Annotated in this window: 17 protein-coding genes and 1 pseudogene; 9 read left to right on the forward strand and 9 right to left on the reverse strand. The window is 69.8% G+C overall.

The window, feature by feature from the left end:
• Positions 1-28 precede the first annotated feature (28 nt).
• On the forward strand, positions 29-517 hold the full coding sequence (locus ACI79A_RS08175) for a hypothetical protein (protein WP_457081844.1): 489 nt from the start codon (positions 29-31) through the stop codon (positions 515-517).
• Between the two features lie 64 nt (positions 518-581).
• Here ACI79A_RS08175 and ACI79A_RS08180 read toward each other — a convergent pair whose 3' ends face one another.
• Both ACI79A_RS08180 and ACI79A_RS08185 read right to left on the reverse strand, forming a co-directional pair.
• Positions 582-842: a hypothetical protein gene (locus ACI79A_RS08180; protein ID WP_457081847.1), complete on the reverse strand. Its 261-nt coding sequence runs from the start codon at positions 840-842 to the stop codon at positions 582-584.
• A gap of 3 nt (positions 843-845) precedes the next feature.
• Positions 846-1,286: a hypothetical protein gene (locus tag ACI79A_RS08185; RefSeq protein WP_457081849.1), complete on the reverse strand. Its 441-nt coding sequence runs from the start codon at positions 1,284-1,286 to the stop codon at positions 846-848.
• Positions 1,287-1,368: 82 nt separating this feature from the next.
• Here ACI79A_RS08185 and ACI79A_RS08190 point away from each other — a divergent pair, with 82 nt between their 5' ends.
• Positions 1,369-1,920: a GIY-YIG nuclease family protein gene (locus ACI79A_RS08190; protein WP_457081851.1), complete on the forward strand. Its 552-nt coding sequence runs from the start codon at positions 1,369-1,371 to the stop codon at positions 1,918-1,920.
• A 45-nt stretch (positions 1,921-1,965) separates the two neighbouring features.
• Here the strand turns inward: ACI79A_RS08190 and ACI79A_RS08195 are convergent, their stop codons facing one another.
• The 4 genes and pseudogenes from ACI79A_RS08195 to ACI79A_RS08210 all read right to left on the reverse strand — a co-directional run bounded on the left by ACI79A_RS08195 (position 1,966) and on the right by ACI79A_RS08210 (position 5,079).
• On the reverse strand, positions 1,966-2,799 hold the full coding sequence (locus ACI79A_RS08195; RefSeq protein WP_457081853.1) for a class F sortase: 834 nt from the start codon (positions 2,797-2,799) through the stop codon (positions 1,966-1,968).
• A 10-nt stretch (positions 2,800-2,809) separates the two neighbouring features.
• A complete protein-coding gene (locus tag ACI79A_RS08200; RefSeq protein ID WP_457081855.1) occupies positions 2,810-3,223 on the reverse strand; it encodes a hypothetical protein in 414 nt (137 codons plus the stop codon).
• A gap of 228 nt (positions 3,224-3,451) precedes the next feature.
• A complete protein-coding gene (locus ACI79A_RS08205) occupies positions 3,452-4,540 on the reverse strand; it encodes a hypothetical protein (protein WP_457081857.1) in 1,089 nt (362 codons plus the stop codon).
• Positions 4,537-5,079: pseudogene (locus ACI79A_RS08210) on the reverse strand (UGSC family (seleno)protein). The gene ACI79A_RS08205 and the pseudogene ACI79A_RS08210 overlap by 4 nt, the downstream one beginning before the upstream one ends.
• A gap of 214 nt (positions 5,080-5,293) precedes the next feature.
• Here ACI79A_RS08210 and ACI79A_RS08215 point away from each other — a divergent pair.
• Positions 5,294-6,439, forward strand: coding sequence for a PD-(D/E)XK nuclease family protein (locus ACI79A_RS08215; RefSeq protein WP_457081859.1), 1,146 nt, complete (start codon positions 5,294-5,296; stop codon positions 6,437-6,439).
• A gap of 388 nt (positions 6,440-6,827) precedes the next feature.
• On the opposite strand, the gene ACI79A_RS08220 is transcribed toward ACI79A_RS08215, so the two are convergent.
• Entirely contained in the window at positions 6,828-8,714 is a 1,887-nt protein-coding gene (locus tag ACI79A_RS08220) for a DNA/RNA helicase domain-containing protein (protein WP_457081861.1), read from the reverse strand.
• Positions 8,715-8,822: 108 nt separating this feature from the next.
• Between ACI79A_RS08220 and ACI79A_RS08225 the strand changes: the two genes are divergently transcribed.
• The 6 genes from ACI79A_RS08225 to ACI79A_RS08250 all read left to right on the forward strand — a co-directional run bounded on the left by ACI79A_RS08225 (position 8,823) and on the right by ACI79A_RS08250 (position 17,401).
• Positions 8,823-9,170: a nucleotide pyrophosphohydrolase gene (locus ACI79A_RS08225; RefSeq protein WP_457081864.1), complete on the forward strand. Its 348-nt coding sequence runs from the start codon at positions 8,823-8,825 to the stop codon at positions 9,168-9,170.
• 151 nt (positions 9,171-9,321) lie between these two features.
• Entirely contained in the window at positions 9,322-11,214 is a 1,893-nt protein-coding gene (locus ACI79A_RS08230) for a hypothetical protein (RefSeq protein WP_457081866.1), read from the forward strand.
• Positions 11,215-11,669: 455 nt separating this feature from the next.
• Positions 11,670-12,182 (forward strand): hypothetical protein, encoded by a 513-nt coding sequence (locus ACI79A_RS08235; protein WP_457081868.1) that lies wholly within the window; start codon positions 11,670-11,672, stop codon positions 12,180-12,182.
• A 116-nt stretch (positions 12,183-12,298) separates the two neighbouring features.
• Positions 12,299-15,019: an MGH1-like glycoside hydrolase domain-containing protein gene (locus ACI79A_RS08240; RefSeq protein WP_457081870.1), complete on the forward strand. Its 2,721-nt coding sequence runs from the start codon at positions 12,299-12,301 to the stop codon at positions 15,017-15,019.
• 95 nt (positions 15,020-15,114) lie between these two features.
• Positions 15,115-15,537: an acyl-CoA thioesterase gene (locus ACI79A_RS08245; protein WP_457081872.1), complete on the forward strand. Its 423-nt coding sequence runs from the start codon at positions 15,115-15,117 to the stop codon at positions 15,535-15,537.
• A 460-nt stretch (positions 15,538-15,997) separates the two neighbouring features.
• Complete coding sequence (locus ACI79A_RS08250) at positions 15,998-17,401, forward strand: hypothetical protein (protein WP_457081874.1); 1,404 nt, start codon at positions 15,998-16,000, stop codon at positions 17,399-17,401.
• 77 nt (positions 17,402-17,478) lie between these two features.
• On the opposite strand, the gene ACI79A_RS08255 is transcribed toward ACI79A_RS08250, so the two are convergent.
• Together ACI79A_RS08255 and ACI79A_RS08260 are read right to left on the reverse strand one after the other, a co-directional pair.
• Positions 17,479-17,790, reverse strand: a complete 312-nt coding sequence (locus ACI79A_RS08255) for a DUF1905 domain-containing protein (protein WP_457081876.1) — start codon at positions 17,788-17,790, stop codon at positions 17,479-17,481.
• Positions 17,790-18,170, reverse strand: a complete 381-nt coding sequence (locus ACI79A_RS08260; protein ID WP_457081878.1) for a VOC family protein — start codon at positions 18,168-18,170, stop codon at positions 17,790-17,792. Before ACI79A_RS08260 ends, ACI79A_RS08255 begins: the two co-directional genes overlap by 1 nt.
• Positions 18,171-18,298 lie beyond the last annotated feature (128 nt).

Raw genomic sequence — 18,298 nt, forward strand, 5'->3', positions numbered from 1 at the left:
CGAAGCACTCCCGAGAAGAGAACCCAGATTGATCAAGCAGGCGCCGCGCATCACCTTCACTGCGCTGACGTTGCTGTTCGTCGCCGGCTGCGGACAGTCGCAGGCGTCGTCCACCGCCGAGGCACAGATCTCTTCGACGTCCTCGGAGGCAACGTCCACCACGGCCGAGACGGCGACACCGTCTGTCTCCGCTGCGACCGAGTCATCGCCGGCGGCGGATGAGGCGCTGCGTACCGCGGTGCAGGGGTATTCGGACGCCTTCCTGGGCGGCGACCCGGCGACCGCCTACGACTACTTCTCGGCCCGCTGTCAGGAGCAGGTGTCGCTGAGCTACTTCACCGGCATCGTCATGGCCGCCACGCAGGTCTACGGCGTGGCGCTGCTGATCACCAGCTACGACGCCGAGGTGTCGGGAGACCTGGCGCGGGTGTCCTACACCTACGACGTGACGGCCCTGGACCAGGCGGCAGAGCCGTGGGCCCGGGAGAACGGTGCCTGGAAGCAGGACGACTGCTGACCGCCGCTGCTGGCTGAGCATGGCCGATTCCCTGCGCACAGTCCGGGACAACAGCCGAGGAGGATCACCGGTCGGCGCGGCCAGCGTCCACGGCGTCCACGATCTCGTCGACAGCGATCCCTCTGTCCGGGAGCGCTGCCAGGAGCGTCGGGTCGTCCGCCCGCCGGTTGACATCCGCCAGTTCGCGGATCGCGACCGCGCTGACCGAGGCGTGCTCGCGTTCGGCCAGCCGGGTCAGCCGCCCGATCACCTCGGCGGGAACGTCGCGCAGGTACAGGTCCGGCATCAGGCGATCGTGCACGGATGAGTCGGGCTGCGCATCCACCTTTCAAGACCCAGGCCACGACCGCCGGGTGAGGAGCGGAACGGCGGTGCGGCCGTCGAGGAGGTGCAGGCTGCAGTCGATGCCGTCGCGCCCGCGCACGATCGACTTGATCGCGGCACACCAGGCGGCGTCGTCCGGGGTGGGCGTTGCGGGCCCGGGCCGCTCCAGGCACATCGCCAGGTGCAGATCCGCCCGGTCGACGTGCTCAGCGTCGACCACGACGGCGTGCAGGTCGGCGAGGGCGCCGATCACCACCCGGTCGGGCTCGGCCGGGAGCTCCTCGACCGGGATGAGCAGGTGGACCATCGTGCCGTCACTCCGCAGCCAGGCGAGGAACAGCCGGCGTTGGTACGGCGGCCCGTCCAGGTGCAGGAGTCCGCGCCACCGTTCGGTGAGCTCGGCGTCGCTGGTCACCGGGATGTCGGGGTGCGGTCGGGTCTCCATGGCGGAGGACTCTGCCGCGCACGGGCCTCTCGCCGCTGGCGTCGTCCACAGGCGGAGTGGGGCGGTGCCGTTGACTGGTGGCATGGACGACGTTCCCGCAGCGCTCCGGTCGACGCCGATCTTCCTGGAACGGGTCGGGGCCGAGCTCCCGGCGGTGCCCGGGCTCTACGCGTGGTGGGCGCCGTTCGGTGCGCTGCCGGGCATTTCCGGACCCCGGCACCCGGAGGCCGGCCTCCAGCTGCTGCACGTGGGGATCGCGCCGAACGGGTCGGCGTCGCAGGCGACACTGCGCAGCCGGGTGGTGGGCGACCACATCCGCGGGACGACCGGCTCGTCGACGTTGCGCCGCACGCTGGCCGCGCTGCTCAGCGACCAGCAGGGCTGGCGGAGCCGGTGGACGACGCGGCCGGTGCTGGTCAACGCCGACGAGCTCCGGCTGTCGGCGTGGATGGGGGAGAAGCTGGCGCTGACCTGGACCGAGCACCCGCAGCCGTGGACGGTCGAGGCCGCGGTGATCGCCGAGCTGGAGCCGCCGCTCAACCAGGCCGACAATTCGGCGCACCCGTTGCACTCGTTCGTGCGGGAGGCTCGGAAGCGCTGGCGCGAGGCAGCGAGGGCAGGGCAGGGGTCATGACCGAGGCCACGGTGATCGCGGCGTTCCGTGCCGACCGCTGGCCGATCAGCCCCCGCTGACCAGCTCGGCGAAGACGATCACGTTGTCCAGGTAGTCACCGGACTCGTCGTCGAAGGCGCCGCCGCAGGTGATCAGACGCAGCCCGGCGTGGTCGATGTCGCCGTAGACGGCGGCGGTGGGGAATTCGTCCTTGCCGTGCTCCTCGACCCGGTCGACCCGGAAGGTGGCCACCGTGCCGTCGGCCCGCTCGATGACGACCTCGTCGCCGGGGAGGAGCTCCCGGAGGCCGTAGAACGCGCCCGGCTCGCCGTGCCAGTCGACGTGACCGGCGAGAACGGCCGGCCCCAGCTGTCCTGGGGTGGGGCTGCCCTCGTACCAGCCGACGGGGTAGGCGCCGGGCGGCACCTCCAGGGAGCCGTCGCGCTCCAGGCCGAGTTCCATGACGTCGGACGTCACCCCGAGCGCGGGGATCTGGATGTGCACCGGGGGGCTCGCCGGCAGCTGCAGGACGGCGTCCGGCGTCGACGGTTGAGGTGCCGCGCTGGGGACGCCGGCCCCGGCGGTCGCGGCGACCGCGACGGGGGCGTCCAGGCGTGCGGAGCTGGGTGCGCCCTGGGGGAGGAACAGCACCGCGCTGAGTCCGGCGACGGCGAGCGCGGCCGACGTGCCGGCCCACACCCGCGGTGCGGTCGATCGGGGTGCACGGTGCCGGGAGCGGTCGTACCGCGTGACGCGCGGTCGGTCAGCGGTCGGGTAGGGCGCCTCGGTGGGCTGGTGGTCGACCAGCGGTGGGGGATAGGCCCCGGTGATGCGCACCGGGCCACCGGTCCGGGTCTCGGTGAGACCCGGACCGGTGGCCCGGAATGCGCGGTGCTGCACGCAGGTGGCGTCAGGCGGTGGTGCGGGAGCTGCGACGCGCGGCCAGCGCGGCGCCACCGGCGCCGGCGAAGGCGAGGCCACCGAGGACGTACGGGAGGACGCTGCCGTCCTCCGCGGCGCTGCCGTCACCGGCCGCGACGGCGCCCTGCGGAGTGGTGGTGACCTGACCGTCGGTGGTGCCGTTCGTACCCGCCGAGACGGTGACCGAGCCGCCGTTGCTCGGCAGCGTCTCGCAGGCGATCTGGTCGTCGTCGTCGTCGAGCTGGTTCGGGTCGCTGGTGTCCTCGTTGAAGACCGCCTGCGCCTCTTCCTGGTACGTGTAGTCGGAGCAGTTGTAGACGTCGGCGGCGAGCGCGGTCCCGGCCATGGGGATCGACAGACCCGCGAAGAGCACGGTGGCGACGGCGGTGCTGCGGAGACGCATTGGTTTCTCCTGTGGAGTAGCCCGGTGTGTGCCCTGAGCCTGGCGTGGTGGCGCGACCAGGCCAGGGCAACAAGCCGAGCGTGTTCCGATATCAAGGGCGCACGGAATTGGCAGGTCTTGTTGTATTCGCCATCGACACTGCTCGTTCCGAGCGGACGGCCGACTCCCGGGGTTGCGAAGACCAGGGCTGAGGGGCCACGTGCAGTCGGTGGCCTCTCAGCGTGGCGATCAGCTGCGGATGACCGCGGTGCCGATCGTCTTGGTGGGGAAGCCCAGCGTCTGCACGACCGTGGAGATCCCGGCGTTGGCGGCGCCGGCCACGACCACGATGACGTCGTCCGGGGTGCGCAGCGTCGTCACCAGGTCGTCGTCCGGGATCTGCTCGATGTCGGACGCCTGCGCCTCGTCGAAGGCGGCGGCACCGGGGTGGTTGGAGAAGACGGCGGTCGACTCACCCCGGCCGGCGGCGCGCAGCGTGCCCGCCGTCCGGCCGCTGTGCTCGGCCAGGTACTCGCGGACGTCCTGCTTGGACATGCCGTGCTTTGCCAGCAGCTGCGCGTGCTCCGGGCCGATGACGACGCCGACCCGGCGGAACCGGCGGGTCATCGACCCGATCCGGCCGCACGTGTCGGCGATGTCGTTGAGCACGGCCTTCGGGTCGCCGGTGTTGCGGTTGTCGACGTGCTCGGTGCTGCGGGAGTGCAGCGCCGACACGGTGCTCACGCCGGCGTCGTGCCCGAGGGTGACCGACAGGGGCTCCCAGGGGCTCTCCTCCTCGTTCTCCGCGATGCAGAGGGAGAACTTGCCGGGGAACCCCTGGGTGGCCTGGTCCAGCTCGTGCGGGCGGATGCCGTAGGCGTTCATGATGATCAGCCGCAGCGCCCGGCCGACCGTGGCGTTGGCCCGGAAGCCCGGCCCGAAGACGTTGCCCTTGCTGTTGAAGGCGAGCTCGGTGCGGACGGGTCCGTTGACGACGAGCAGCGGGCCGCCGCCGGTGGTGCTCTGCCAGCCACCGAGGCCCGGCCAGCCCTCGTCGACCGCGGCCTCCAGCGCGGCAAGGACGACGGGGAAGTGCTCGGGGAGGCAGCCGGCCATGGCGGCGTTGATCGCCGCGGCCTGGACCGTGCAGCCGCGCTTGACCTGCGTCATCGTCCAGACGACCTCGGACGGCGAGCGGTCGGTGTGCTCGAGGAAGCGATACACCAGGCTCGGGATGGGCGGGACGACGGGCAGGCCGTCGGTCCAGCCGTTGGCGTGGCACTCCTCGATCGCGGCGATCAGGTCCTCGGGGGTGAGGCCGGTCTGCTGTTCGGTCACGAGACCTCCCCGCGCAGGATCGCCATCACCTGCGGTGCTGCCAGTCGGGCGTGCTCGGCGATGCCGTCGGCGTCCAGGCTGCTCACCGGGTGGGGGACGACAGCGAACCGGTAACCGGGTGCGCCCTGGATGCGTGCCATGGCGTCGGCGCTCGCCTTGAGTGCGTCCGTGCAGATCGCTGCCGACGGGATTCCGCGCTTCTCCATCAGGATGACGTCGGCCACACTGGCCGCGCTGCAGCTGCCCTAATCACCGACCGCTTCGATGACCAGGTCGCACTCCTGGGCGATGGCGTCGAGCGTCTCGTCGGGCGCCGGCCAGGTGGCGGGGACCGTCTTCCAGATCACCTCGGACGGCGTCAGCTCCGGCTCGACGAGCGCGAAGACCGCCTCCAGCAGCTCCCGGGCGTTGTGCTTGCCGTTGTCCATCAGGACCAGGCGCTTGCCCTGCAGGTCGGCCGGCCGCTGGGCGAGCAGCACTGCCCCGCCCTCGGCCTTGGCCTGCTCGGTCGGGTCCATGAGTTCAAAGCCCACAGCCATGTCCGCCCCCTTGCCTAGTGGTGTGGGTCACGCTAGGCAGCGGCGTCGGGTAGCGCAGGACCTCATCCCGGGTGGTGGAAGAAGTCACCGGGCCGCGCTTCAGCGAGTTGCAGTATGACGTGGGCCCGTGAATAGCGTCCTTCATCAACGGCCCATCGAGTACTCGAATCCGCGCGGAGTCCGTCTCGTCGCTGGGGCGTGACAGCCTGTGTGCATGAGTGACGTGCGGTTCCCGTTCCGCCATATCGTGCCCTTGGGAAGCGAGAACAGGTGGAGTGATCTCCTGGCGACGCTCATTGAGACGGACCCGAGCGCTGTCGCCGACTTGCTGCTCCTTCCCCAAGTTGACGCTTGCAGCGTGCGCGTTCGACGAGAGGCCCCGGGCCTCGGACGTGACCGGATCGATCTCATCATCAGCGTGGATGGCGAGATCCGCTGCGTCATCGAGGCCAAGGTGCTCTCGGGGCTTGGCTATGGCCAGCTGCAACGTTATGGCGACGCCTATCCGGACGTTCACAATCGAGTGTTCGTGTTTCCTGAGCGTCTGCCCGTGCACATCGGCGAGCAGGCCGGCTGGCGAGAGATGACGTGGGAGCAGTTGCTGCGAGGGCTCGCGGTCAGTGAGGATGCTTGGGTTGCGCACACCGCAGGGGAGTGGCTGGCTCACCTCGAGCGGTCGATGCCTCAGCTCGGCAGCGAGACCCGCTGGAACGACCTGAACGATGGCGAGGACTTCGTGATCGCCATGCGAGCCCGCATGTCGTGGGTCTACCGGCAGCTGAGCCCGGCTGCCCCGATCGGGCATGACCTCGTTGGATCGTCAGCCGGCGTCAGCTGGGTGACTCGGATGTACCTGCCCGCAGCGGCTGACGGGTACTGGATCTATGTCGAGGCGGAGGAGAACCTGCCCGTTCGGGACTTCCCGGCACTCGCCGGCAGGGGGGTCGAGCCTCTTGGCCCCTCGGTCAAGGTGACCCTCCAACAGGCTGGCGTACGGACATCGGCGGGCTTCAACTGGGACTACCTCCTGGCGATGTGGCCCACCATGGCTGCCGCTCGAAGCGACTGGGTTCAGGCGACGGCTCGCCCAAAAGCCGCTCACGACCGTGCCAATTGGAAAGAGATGGTCAACCAGGGTGGTCCTAGGTACCTGGGCATCGGCTTCGGCGACGCACAGGCCAAGGCGCACGGCTCCTGCATGTTCGGCGCACGCTTCCAGCTGCCGCCGGACGTGACGCTGGGGCAGGTGGCTGAGTCACTAACGGCGACGACCGACCTCATGGTCGACATGGCCGCCGTCGCGCCTCCCCTGGTCGAACGGCAGGACGATGCCACCTCGGGCTCATCCGAGGGGTCGTAGCGCGTCACGCGAACAGCGGTCCCACGTGGGTCCCTAGCATCGCCTACGTGTCAGGTGGTCTCTCACTGTTCGGCGATGACCCAACGGACAGGCCGGCTGAGGCGGCGCGCACCGAGGCCCCGATAGCCGACTGGCTGGTTGACCAGCTTCGAGGAGCCCTGGCCGCCCATGACCTGACGACAACCATGGCCGAACGCCAAGCGGCGATCGAGGTCGCGGCTGGGTGTCCCGTCGAGTCCTTGCGGTCCCTCACCCGCGCCGAGGCACTGCGGGTCTTGGAGCAGCTGAAGAACGAACCAGGGGCGCAAGCGCGGTCGGGGTCGTCATGGGATGCCAGGGACGAGGACACCTGGATCGACCGACTTTGACGCGCAGGCTGCGGAGCTAATCAGTTGATGAGGGCGTCCAGTAGCTGCTGGGTCTCCGGATCGGTCGAGTGCAGGTAGACGCCACGGAGACCGCGCGTCAGCAGCACCTTGTAGACGTTGCGCACGAGCAGGTCGAAATCCGCGTCACTGACCCGCTTCGTGTTGCGGAAGTCCGGGTCCCGGTTGGCACTGCGGACGGCGACCCACCGATCTGTGCGCCATACCAGGTCGGGGCCGAGTAGAACGCCGTTCCACTCGTACTCGAAGCCCTGCGCGGTGTAGACGCAGCCGACCTGGCCAAAGCCGCGGTCGTCACTGGCCCACAGGGCGGCCGGCGGGGCGTCACCCACGGAGCGCTCACCTTTGAGGTTCCACGGGCGGGACCAGTCGCCGATCGTCACGTCCGGGACGAGTGACCCGTCGGACCGCGGGTCGCTCCACGGCCAGCAGTAGCCGGCGGCCATCCGAGCGTTCTGGTGCTGGGCCAGCTTCTCCGCGAGTGCTGCCTCCATGGCGGACGGCGAGGCCGCCGTCCGGACCTCGAAGCGTTCGTCCCCGGACCACTTCTCCGGACCCCCCGGAGCCAGACCGAGCAGCCGCTCGACCCATTCGACGTACTCGGCGCTGCCACCACTGCGGTACTGGGTCGCCAGGTCGATCTCGTGAACGTCGATGCCGCGTTCGCGCGCGTGCTTCTCGATGTCCTGGACCGTGCCCATCTCTCCGGGGCGCACGACCTGGTTCTGGTCCAGCAGGAACACCGACACGAAGGCTGCGTCGATCAGCTCGTCGATCTGCCGCTTGTCGCTGCGCAGCTCGGCCTTCGTCCAACGGTTGGCCGAGGTCTCCCGCAGTCGGTGCGCCTCGTCGGCGATCAGGACGTCGAGACTGTTCTTGGCGACGTCCATGAACTGGTTGAAGTACCGGAACAGAGCGGCCGTGCGCGGGGCTCGGCGACCGGCCACCTTGCGCAGCGTCTGGGTGAACGACCGAGAGCCGGTGGCGTGCGCGACGCGGACGCCACGCCGACTGAGTTCACCGAGCAGGGAGAGCGCGATGACGCTCTTCCCGCTGCCCGGCCCGCCCGAGACGATGACGACCGACTTGTGGTCGCCTCCGCGGGCCTTCTCCACCTCATGGAGCACCAGATCGAAGGCGACCCGCTGCTCGTCGAGGAGCACGAACTGCTCGCGCGTGCGGATTTCCTCCGCCGCGACGGCGAGCAGCTGCTTGCTCGGGGCGACAAACGACCGCAGCAACCGGTCGGCGTGGACCGAGGCGTTGGTGGGGGAGAGGCGGTACCGGAGGAAGTCGTGGAAGTCGCCGCGCTCGCGTCCGGTGAACAGGCGGCCCAGCTCGTCCTGCGGGTAGCCGCGGAGCGCACTGATGCGGTCATCGGTCGCGTTGTGCAGGTATGCGGCTCCGGCGAGGACGTCGGTCGTGCCGTGCAGGACGCCGAGGAAGTCGAGCAGGTACTCGCCGTAGTAGCGCACCTGGGCGACCGGGTGCAGCACGGGACGGTCGCCGTACGTCGGCTGGACGACGAGCTCCGGCTCGTCCTCGAACAGGGTTGCCTGCGTCCACTGCTTCAGCTCGAGGACGACGTAGGACGGCCCGCCGCGCCGCGGGTGCTCGCCGGCCAGGATGACGTCGATCCGCTTGCTGGACAGGGGGAGCTGGTACTCGAGCAGCACTTCGACGCCGCCGAGACCGGCTTGCTCGAGGTCGGCGGCGAGAGCGGTGAGGCTGGCGTCCCAGGAGCGCGTCTCGCTGGCTGAGGGCGAGCGGTTCATGCGGTGCGACATCTGAGTCGCCAGCGTGGACGCCAGCGTGCCAGCGTCAGCGAGCGTCTTGAGGCCATGGCCGGACGTGCGAAGAAGTGGCAAGGACCTGTCCCCGGGCAGCACGAATCAACGTGCGGGTGGGGGCATGTCCAGGGATCGGAAGCCAGTCGGGCCGCGTAGTCGTCACCCTAGACGGGACGCTGGTCACATCCGGTGACCGATACTCCAGCGGTGAGCGACTTGGCTGACTTGACCGCCCGGATGCGTGAGTTCACCGAGGTCCGCGACTGGGGTCGCTTCCACGACCTCAAGTCCCTCACGCTCGCGCTGGTGGGCGAGGTGGGGGAGGTCGCCGAGCTCGTGCAATGGCTGCCCGTGGAGGAAGCAGGCGGGACAGCGGAGGGCAGTCATCTGCGTGAACGGTTGGGGGAAGAGCTGGCGGACGTCCTGCTCTACCTGGTGCGGCTGGCCGACGTGGCCGGTGTCGACCTCGCTGCTGCGGCTCGGTTCAAATTGGAAGCAAACAGCCAGCGCTTTCCTGCTGTTACCAACCGGGGCGTCGCTCCCGTCCGCGACTGACGCGGACGTCGGAGTGTCGTTCCACGCTTCTGCCGGCGGCCTCGCATAGTCAACGGGCCGGCGCGATGGGCGTCGACACAGCGAGCACGGCCCAACGGGCTTCCCTCAGGACATGCCCTCACCCGCTGCGAACACCGGACGGCGCGGATGAGTGACGTATTGGGTCGGCTCGATCTCCTTCGAGCAGCGCGACAACTGGCAGATCTGCAAGCGTGAGTCGCTCTTCGGCTCGAACACGCTGACTGCGCTGGGCGCTCGAGCCGGCGACGAGCTGTTCATCTGGGGCTCGCGGCAGGGCTGGCTGGCGAGGTGCCGGGTCACGCAGGACGCGCGCCGACCGGCTGGGGTCGAGGAAGTGCCGTGGCCCGAGCCGGAGCGTTACACCGCGTTGATTCCAATTGAAGTCCTCGATGAGCCAACCACCCCGGTGTTCATGTCGGGATCGGACATCGAGCAGAGCGTCGGTATCGGGACGATCCAGCTCCCTCGCTTCCCACGGATCGACATCCAGCGAGCAGAGCACCTGACAGTCCTTCTGGGGGACGTCTACCAGCGACATGGCGCCCAGGCCGCCGCCGCGTCGGAGCAGGCGAGGAGCGCTACGCCCGAGGATCCGCTGCTCCGCTCCCTGATGGAGCTGAAGGTGGATCGCCAGCTCGGCAAGCCGGCCCCCTACCAGCAGTTGGTGTTGCTCTGGGCGATCAGCAAGGCCGTCCAGGGCCGTCAGCGGGTGCAGCCCTTCTCTGACGCACGGGACGAGCTCGGCACCCTCTTGGCGCCGTTCGCCGTGGGGGAGAGCCAGCCTGAGCCGGAGCTGCCGTGGTTCGCCCTGCGCAAGTCGCCGTGGTGGCAGCTCTTCGGTGAGCCTGCCGGTCCGGTGAGCCGCGGTGGCCGCGACTTCGTGCGCAGCGAGGATCCGGTCGCAGGACTGGCGCGCAACGTGCACGACCGCGTCCGGAGCGACGACGCTTTCCGCGACCGCGCAGTCGAGCTGCTCACCGCACCGCTCGAGGGGCATGCGGCCCTGCCGTCCACGCTCTCCGCGTTGTTCGAGGCGGTGCCACCAGACCTGCCTGAGCGCGGCGAAGGCGGACCAGCCGGTGGCGACGCACCAGCACTCGACGAGGCCCCGGAGCCACAGGCCCCCGACATGGCGAACCGCGGCTACGTCGTCGGTCGGATCTATGACCGAGGTGAGCTGCATGAGGCGGCCCGGGCGGCAGGGCTGCCCTCTGGGAATCGCACGTCCGGGATCACGGTCGTCGGTGAGGATCTCTGCGTCTTCTGGAACCCGTTCAAGGGCCTCTATGCCAACCAGTGGCTCGACGAGCCCCGCGAGTTCACTTACTCAGGAGAAGGAAGCACCGGCGACCAGACGGAGACCGGGGGCAACGCCAGACTGATCGAGCACGAGCAGGACGAGCGGCCGGTCCTGGTGTTCTTAAAGACGCGCCGCGACGGCTCCGCTTGGCTTCACCTCGGGCCCTACCTGGTGTCGGAGCATGCTCGGGGTGACAGCCGGGACACGGACGGAGACTGGCGCAGAGACCTCCGATTCCGCTTCACCGCGCTCGCCGACGTACCGGGCACGGTGCCTGCACAGCTCCCGGACCTTCCGACGGCTCCGCCACCCCCAGCACCCACGGAGGGCGAGCTGTGGGAGGCGCTCCAGCGGCGAAACGAGACTGGCGAGCGTCGTCGAGCGACGAGGATCCAGAGGAACAAGCGGGTCTCTGACCCCTTGAAGACCGACTACGTTATCCAACGGGCCATCGACTTCGGCGGCGCGTGCGAGCTGTGTGGGCAGCATCCGGGGTGGGTGGGCGACGACGGACGACCGCACTACCAGGCGCACCACATTGACCCGGACATCGACCTCGTCGACTGGATCGCCGCACTCTGTGGCACCTGTCACGACCGCATGCACCATGCGACGGATCGCGTGGAGGCCGCAATCGGGCTTCTCGGCACCGTGCAAAAGCGCCAACGCGAATTGGGACGTCCACTCACGCAAGGTCCCGCGCGACCGGGGCCTGCAGCATGAGTCTCCGTCGAGCATCGACGGCTGGGTCGTAGCGGAGCTTCTCGGAGACCCAGTCCGATGCGGCTGCAGTACGGCCCCCCAGGTGTAGCTCCTGGGGATGGTCGATTGCCACGGCCCGCTGTGAGTTCGAGGCGTGCCTGGAGGGACGACGGGCAGGAGGCATGTGGCGTCCGTTGCTCGTGGTGCAGCGGTGGCTACCAGTTGCGAAGCGCCGCCGATTGCAGCTGCCGTGTGCAGTTCCGGGTTGCGAGCTCCACCCCGCGATCAGACCAGTTGGCGCCTCCCAGCCGGAGCGGTGTCACCCGATGGGAGTCAGCGCTGCAGCTCGCCAGGCGAATTTCACTTCGCTGTGTCGCTCGTCGACGGCGCCCTACCGACGGCATCCTGGACCAGCCCGCTGCGACCGGCGCAGCGGACCGGATCGAGGGGTGCGTGTGGAGGGCACGGGGACGCCGATGCTCGACTTCGAGTCGGCGGAGGACGCGGCTCGTGAGCCGGTAGCCGTCGCGCAGCCCGGGCGACCCCGCTGGGCCAGCCTGTCGGCGTTCGTCCTGGACGCGGTCTGGACGCCCGGCACGTCGCACGACCGGGTCGTCGTCCCCCTGGTGCACCGGGTGCTCGGCCCCGCGGCGACGGGGCCGATGGTCACGACCGAGGTGCCCTCCGCCGACAGCCACCCGTTGCCGCGCCTGCTCGCCCGCTTCCCCGACGAGCAGGCGCTGGAGGAGGCGGCGCAGAACCGGCAGCGGACGTCGACCCGCGGTGGCGTGACCAAGGCCGAGGCGGCGCTGCGCTACGCCCGCGCCCTCGTCGCGCACGGCGTGCTGGGCGTGGAGGACCTGCCCCGGCTCCGCGCCGACCCGGCGGCGTGGGCGCGGCTCGACCGGGCGCTCAGCCGCATCCCGGGCGAAGGGCAGCAGGGCGCCCGCCGCAGCCGGTTCTGGCGGCTCTGCGACGTCGACCGGTAGCAGCTCGGTCGCCCAGCGCGTGGCGGCGGCCACCTCAGCCGGAGCAGCGGTGACCCTGGTCTCGGACGGTCCCGCCTGACACGCCCCGGCAACCAACCCGTGGGACCGTGGGGTCCGTGACTGACGCGACCCCCGGCGCCGCGCCGATCCACGAGCCCACCCCCCAGCCCGAGGCCCAGCCTCGCAGCGCCGAGCACGCGCGCCTGGCCGAGTCCGCCGACATGTCCGCCCCGTGGCGGATGTGGGGCCCGTACCTGGCCGGCCGGCAGTGGGGCACCGTCCGCGAGGACTACTCCGCCGAGGGCGACGCGTGGGCGTCGTTCCCGTTCGACCACGCCGTGGCCCGCGCCTACCGCTGGGGCGAGGACGGCCTGGGCGGCATCTGCGATCGCTACGGCTTCCTCAACTTCTCCGTGGCGATGTGGAACGGCCGCGACCCGGTGCTCAAGGAGCGCCTGTTCGGGCTGACCAACGCCGAGGGCAACCATGGTGAGGATGCCAAGGAGCACTGGTGGGCCGTCGACGGCACCCCCACCCACTCTTGGATGCAGTGGCTCTACCGCTACCCGCAGGCCGAGTTCCCCTACGCCGAGCTGCGTGCGGAGAACGCCCGGCGCACCCGCGACGAGCGGGAGTACGAGCTCGCCGACACCGGCGTCCTGGACGAGGACCGGTTCTTCGACGTCCAGGTCACCTACGCCAAGAACGCCCCGGACGACGTCTGCATCGTCGTCACCGCCACCAACCACGGCCCCGAGGCCGCGCCGCTGCACCTGCTGCCGCAGGTCTGGTTCCGCAACACCTGGTCATGGGGCGGTGACAAGCGCCAGGGCCTGCTCACCCAGCTGCTCGCGCCGACGCTGACCGTCAACGGCCTGGAGGCGGTCGAGGCCGAGCACGGTTTCCTCGGCCGGTACGTCCTCGCTGCCGAGGGCGCGCCGAACGTGCTGTTCTGCAACAACGAGACGAACGCCGTCGAGCTCTTCGGCGCCGCGCGCAACGAGACCCGGTACACCAAGGACGGCATCAACCGCCGCGTCGTCCACGGTGATCGCGACGCCGTCAACCCCGCCGACACCGGCACCAAGGCCGCCTTCTGGTACTCCTGGGACTCTGTAGAGCCGGGCGAAACGGTCAGGGTCAAGCTGCGGCTGCGCAAGCCCGACCCGGACGACGCGACGTTCGGCCCTGAGTTCGACGCCGTCCTCGACGAGCGCAAGCGCGAGGCCGACGAGTTCTACGCCGACGTCATCCACCCGAGCCTGTCCGCCGACGACCGGCACGTCGCCCGCCGCGCCTACGCCGGCCTGCTGTGGACCAAGCAACTCTACCGCTACGACGTCGCCCAGTGGCTCGACGGCAGCCCCGACGAGCCCGCGCCCGAGGAACGCAGGCAGCGCGGACGCCGCAACGTCGGCTGGCGGCACCTCGCGCTGGCCGACGTCATCTCCATGCCCGACGAGTGGGAGTACCCGTGGTTCGCCGCGTGGGACACCGCCTTCCACTGCCTGCCGCTGGCGCACGTCGACCCGGCGTTCGCCAAGGAGCAGCTGCTGCTCATGTGCCGCGAGTGGGCGATGCACCCCAACGGCCAGCTGCCGGCCTACGAGTGGGCGTTCGGCGACGTCAACCCGCCGGTGCACGCCTGGGCCGCCTGGCACGTCTACCGGCTCGACGGCTACCGCGACCGCGAGTTCCTCATCCGGGTGTTCACCAAGCTGCTGCTCAACTTCAGCTGGTGGGTCAACCGCAAGGACGCCGACGGCTCGAACGTCTTCGAGGGCGGCTTCCTCGGGATGGACAACATCGCGCTGTTCGACCGGTCCGCGCCGCTGCCGCCGGGCTACAAGCTGGAGCAGTCCGACGCGACCAGCTGGATGGCTTTCTACTGCCAGCAGATGCTGAAGATCGCCCTCGAGCTCTCGCGGTTCGACCAGGCGTGGGACGGCGTCGCGACGAAGTTCTTCGAGCACTTCTTGGCGATCGCCCAGGCGATGAACGCCTTCGGCTCGCACGAGGTGTCGCTGTGGCACGAGGAGGACGGCTTCTTCCACGACGTCCTGATCGCGCCCGACGGGACGACGGAGCCGCTGCGGGTGCGCTCGATGGTCGGGCTGCTGCCGATCCTGGGCGCCACCGAGATCCCGGCCTGGGTGAGCCAGCTGCCGGACGTCGCCGACCGGGTGCGGTGGCTGCAGAGGCGGCGGCCAGAGCTGATGGGCCCGCTGCGCAGCCGGTCGACGCCGGAGGGCCGCAAGATGATCCTGTCGCTGGTCGGCAAGGAGCGGCTGGCGCGGATCCTCGAGCGGATGTTCGACACCGAGGAGTTCCTCTCCCCGTTCGGCATCCGGTCGCTGTCGAAGGCGACCGGGCAGGTGTTCGCCAACGTCGGCGGGCGGGACGTGTCGATCGAGTACGAGCCGGGGGAGTCGCGCACCAAGCTGTTCGGCGGCAACTCGAACTGGCGCGGCCCGGTGTGGTTCCCGGTGAACGTGCTGCTCGCGGACAAGCTGCGCACGCTGGGCCGGCACTACGGCGACTCGTTCACCATCGAGATCCCGACCGGTTCGGGGAAGCGCTGCACGCTGATCGAGGCCGCGGACCTGATCGACAACTCGCTCACCCGGCTGTTCCGGCCGGTCGACGGCAAGCGCCCGGCCGACGGGAAGCGGATCGAGTCCAGCGACTCACCGCTGTGGCGGGAGCACCCGACGTTCAGCGAGTTTTTCGACGGCGACACCGGCGAGGGCCTGGGCGCGACGCACCAGACCGGCTGGACGGCGCTGGTCGCGCACCTGCTCAACCCGCGCCTGCCCGCCGACCCCCGCTGGGCCTGACCCCCTTCGCCGCCCCCGAAATGGCCATTTTGGCGACGGAGGGGGTGCCCGCCGACCCACGTGGGGTGTGACTGGGCGCCGATAGGGTCCCCGGCGTGAGCACTGAGGAGGGCGACCTCGAGCCGAGCATCAACTTCTACACGCGGAAGTGGGTGCGGCCCGAGGACCTGAACGCGCACGGAACGCTCTTCGGCGGCAGCCTGCTGCGGTGGATCGACGACGAGGCCGTGGTCTACGCGGCCATCCAGCTCGGCACGGCCAAGGTGGTCACCAAGTACATCTCGGAGATCGACTTCGTCGGCTCCGCGCGGCTCGGCGACATCATCGAGATCGGGCTGGTCGCCACCGAGTTCGGCCGCACGTCGCTCACCATGCGGGCCGAGGCGCGCAACATCGTGACCGGGGCGAGCATCCTCACGATCGAGAAGGTCGTCTTCGTCGCGGTCGACGAGGACGGTCGCCCGTTCGCCCACGGCTACACGGCGCTCACCCGCGGCCGGGAGCGTATCCGCCGCTGACTGAGCGGGGCGGATCCGATCGTCGGGGCTGAGACGACAACCGGCTCCGGTGACGCTTGCGCTTCCGTGTAGTCCGCCGACCCCATCGATAGCTGGCTGACCGTGCCGTGCTGCCGGGTGGACGGCGAACGACCGGTGGACGACAAGCGCATCGAAACCAGCGGCTTATCGCTGTGGCGGGGGCACCCGGCGTTCAGGGCCTTCTTCGACGACGACACCGGTGAGGGGGTGGGCGCCACGCGCCAGGCCGGCCCGGATGGCACTGGCCGCTCGCCTGCTCGACCCGGCCTGCCGGCCGACCCCCGGTGGGCCTGCTTCCTCTTGTGGCGCGGGTCCCCTGGTACGGATGGGGCGGGGATGGTGGTGCCAGCGCCGGCGTCCGTGTGACTCACCGGCTGGACGTCTTTCGTTCATTAGTGTCGGAAACGACTGCTGGACGCATCGAAGGGCGCAAACGGGGATGGCTGAAGAGAGTTGGCACGAGGCGCGGTTGATCCCGACGTCTGGGATCAATGGGGCTGAGGAGCAGGAGCGTCGCGCAACGTCGGCTCTTCTTGCGGTGATTACTGCCGTCCGGGAGTTCGGCCGTGGCCTGACGCAGCCTTTCGGCGCGCCCGCGGGCAACATCGAGGCCTTCATCGAGGTCCCGTTCATGCTGGGGGAGAAGCGCTGTTATCCGGACGGTCTGATCCGGGTGACACGTGGGCAGCGGAGCTGGACCGCCCTGGTCGAGGTGAAGACGGGCACGAACGAGCTGGCTACCGAGCAGCTGGAGAACTACCTCGACATCGCACGCGAGCAGGGCTTTGATGCGCTGATCACCATCAGCAACGAGATCTCTCCCTTGGCTGGTCAGCACCCCACGAAGGTCGACAAGCGGAAGCTGCGCAAGGTCGACATGCACCACCTGCCGTGGAGCCAGATCCTGGCTGAGGCGGTTGTCCAGAAGGAGCACCGAGGTGTGGCCGACCCTGATCAGGCTTGGATCCTCGGCGAACTGATCCGCTACTTGGAGCACCCTCGATCCGGCGCTCTCGAATTCGAGGACATGGGTTCGTCCTGGGTTCCCGTTCGCGACGCCATCGGGGCGGGAACGCTGCGAGCGTCCGACAAGGGCGTCACCGACGTTGCCGCGCGCTTCGATGCGTTGCTGCGCTATGCGTCGCTCCGATTGGGTCGGACGCTCGGCACTGAAGTCGTTCCTGCCCTGACCCGCCGCGAGATGGCGGAGCCAGCGTTGCGGACCACGGCCCTGGTCGAGAGCCTGGTCAGGGATGGACGGCTCTCCGGGGCGATCCGCATCCCCCATGCGGTCGCGCCACTGAACATCGAGCTCGACCTGCGCGCCAACCGTGTGACCTGCCACGTCGACGTGGACGCCCCGCGCGAAGGGCGCCCGACCACCCGGGTCAACTGGCTCGTCCGGCAGCTGAAGGCGGCACCTGAGACCGTCCGGATCGAGGCGTTTGCCATGCACGCCCGCGGGGCTGGAGCCACCGAACTCATCAAGGCTGTTCGGGAAGACCCGGCCGTCCTGGTGCAGGATCCGAAGCGGGAGATCCGCAGCTTCCGAGTCGCCCTCACCAGTCCATTGGGGACCAAGCGCGGGCGAGGCCGCGGCGCGGCGATCGACTCGGTCCTGGAGGCCGTCGAGGCCTTCTACGGAGAGGTGCTGCAGAACCTCAAGACGTGGACTGCCGCAGCGCCGAAGATGCGCGAAGCAGCCGAACTGCCGAAGGAGCAGTCGTCGGCTCTCACGAGCACGGCTCTCTCGTCGCAAGATGGGATCGAACCTGCCTCGGCGCCGGCGGAGGGCGACAGGTTCGGGCGGGAGGCCGGCGGGGAGACAGTCGCTTCGGCTTGACCGGTGGACGCCGGTCATCGGAAGGCTCCGGTGACCGGCTCCATCTTCTTGCGTTGAGCAGGTGGCGGCTCGACGTCTCAGCCTGGAAGTGTCCAGGAGCCGGCGGGGTGGCCGCTGGTGATCCGCTCGGTGAGGTGCACCTCGACCGGGTCGCCGGCCTGCTTGCCGATCGCCTGTCGCAGCTCGGCCTTGACCGGGAGCTTGTGCGTGCCGTCGCCGAGCGCCATGAACGAGCTGCGGAACGGGTGGCCGTCGATCGTCCCGGCCACCTTCACCAGACCGCGGGTACCGAAGAACGTCACCGAGTCCGGCCACACCAGGTAGGTCCACCCGCCGTCCGCGGGGCTCTTCACCAGCTCTGCGGTGAACCGTTCGTCGAGGACCGTCATCACGCCCCCTCCACCAGGACGAGCACGTTCCCGTCGGGGTCGCGAACGGTGAACATCGGCGGGGCGACGTCGCCCATCCGCAGCACCTGCTCGTCGACGTCCGCACCGCGTTCGCGCAGCCGCGCGTGCGACGCATCGGCGTCCGCGGTCCCCAGCCGGATGCCCGGCGGGAAGCCGCTGGCCGCGGCGACCAGCGCGATCGTCGTCCCCGCGGACGGCGGTGCGACCTCCACCCACCGCATCCCCGGACCCAGCTCCGCGTCGCGGCGGACCTCCATGCCGAGGTCGTCGACGTAGAAGTCGATCGCCCGCTGCAGGTCCGTGACGACGACCGGGCTACTGACCACCCCGGTGACCGTGCTCGTCGTTTCCTCGCTCATGCCACACCTTCCCTCCGCCCCGGCGCGAACGGCCGTGGTGAACTCCAGACCTGACCGGCGCCGGGAAGTCATCGGTGCGTCGCCCCGACACGGCCCGTGCGGCGGGTCGCTCGAGGGTGGAGTCGGCC

It is taken from the genome of Modestobacter sp. SYSU DS0657 (assembly GCF_054050925.1).

Excerpts from the sequence above, each read along its gene's own strand:
- ACI79A_RS08185 (WP_457081849.1), bottom strand. The coding sequence starts at position 1,286 with ATGGAGACCCGACCGCACCCCGACATCCCGGTGACCAGCGACGCCGAG.
- ACI79A_RS08190 (WP_457081851.1), top strand. The coding sequence starts at position 1,369 with ATGGACGACGTTCCCGCAGCGCTCCGGTCGACGCCGATCTTCCTGGAA.
- ACI79A_RS08200 (WP_457081855.1), bottom strand. The coding sequence starts at position 3,223 with ATGCGTCTCCGCAGCACCGCCGTCGCCACCGTGCTCTTCGCGGGTCTG.
- ACI79A_RS08215 (WP_457081859.1), top strand. The coding sequence starts at position 5,294 with ATGAGTGACGTGCGGTTCCCGTTCCGCCATATCGTGCCCTTGGGAAGC.
- ACI79A_RS08235 (WP_457081868.1), top strand. The coding sequence starts at position 11,670 with ATGCTCGACTTCGAGTCGGCGGAGGACGCGGCTCGTGAGCCGGTAGCC.
- ACI79A_RS08250 (WP_457081874.1), top strand. The coding sequence starts at position 15,998 with ATGGCTGAAGAGAGTTGGCACGAGGCGCGGTTGATCCCGACGTCTGGG.
- ACI79A_RS08255 (WP_457081876.1), bottom strand. The coding sequence starts at position 17,790 with ATGACGGTCCTCGACGAACGGTTCACCGCAGAGCTGGTGAAGAGCCCC.
- ACI79A_RS08260 (WP_457081878.1), bottom strand. The coding sequence starts at position 18,170 with ATGAGCGAGGAAACGACGAGCACGGTCACCGGGGTGGTCAGTAGCCCG.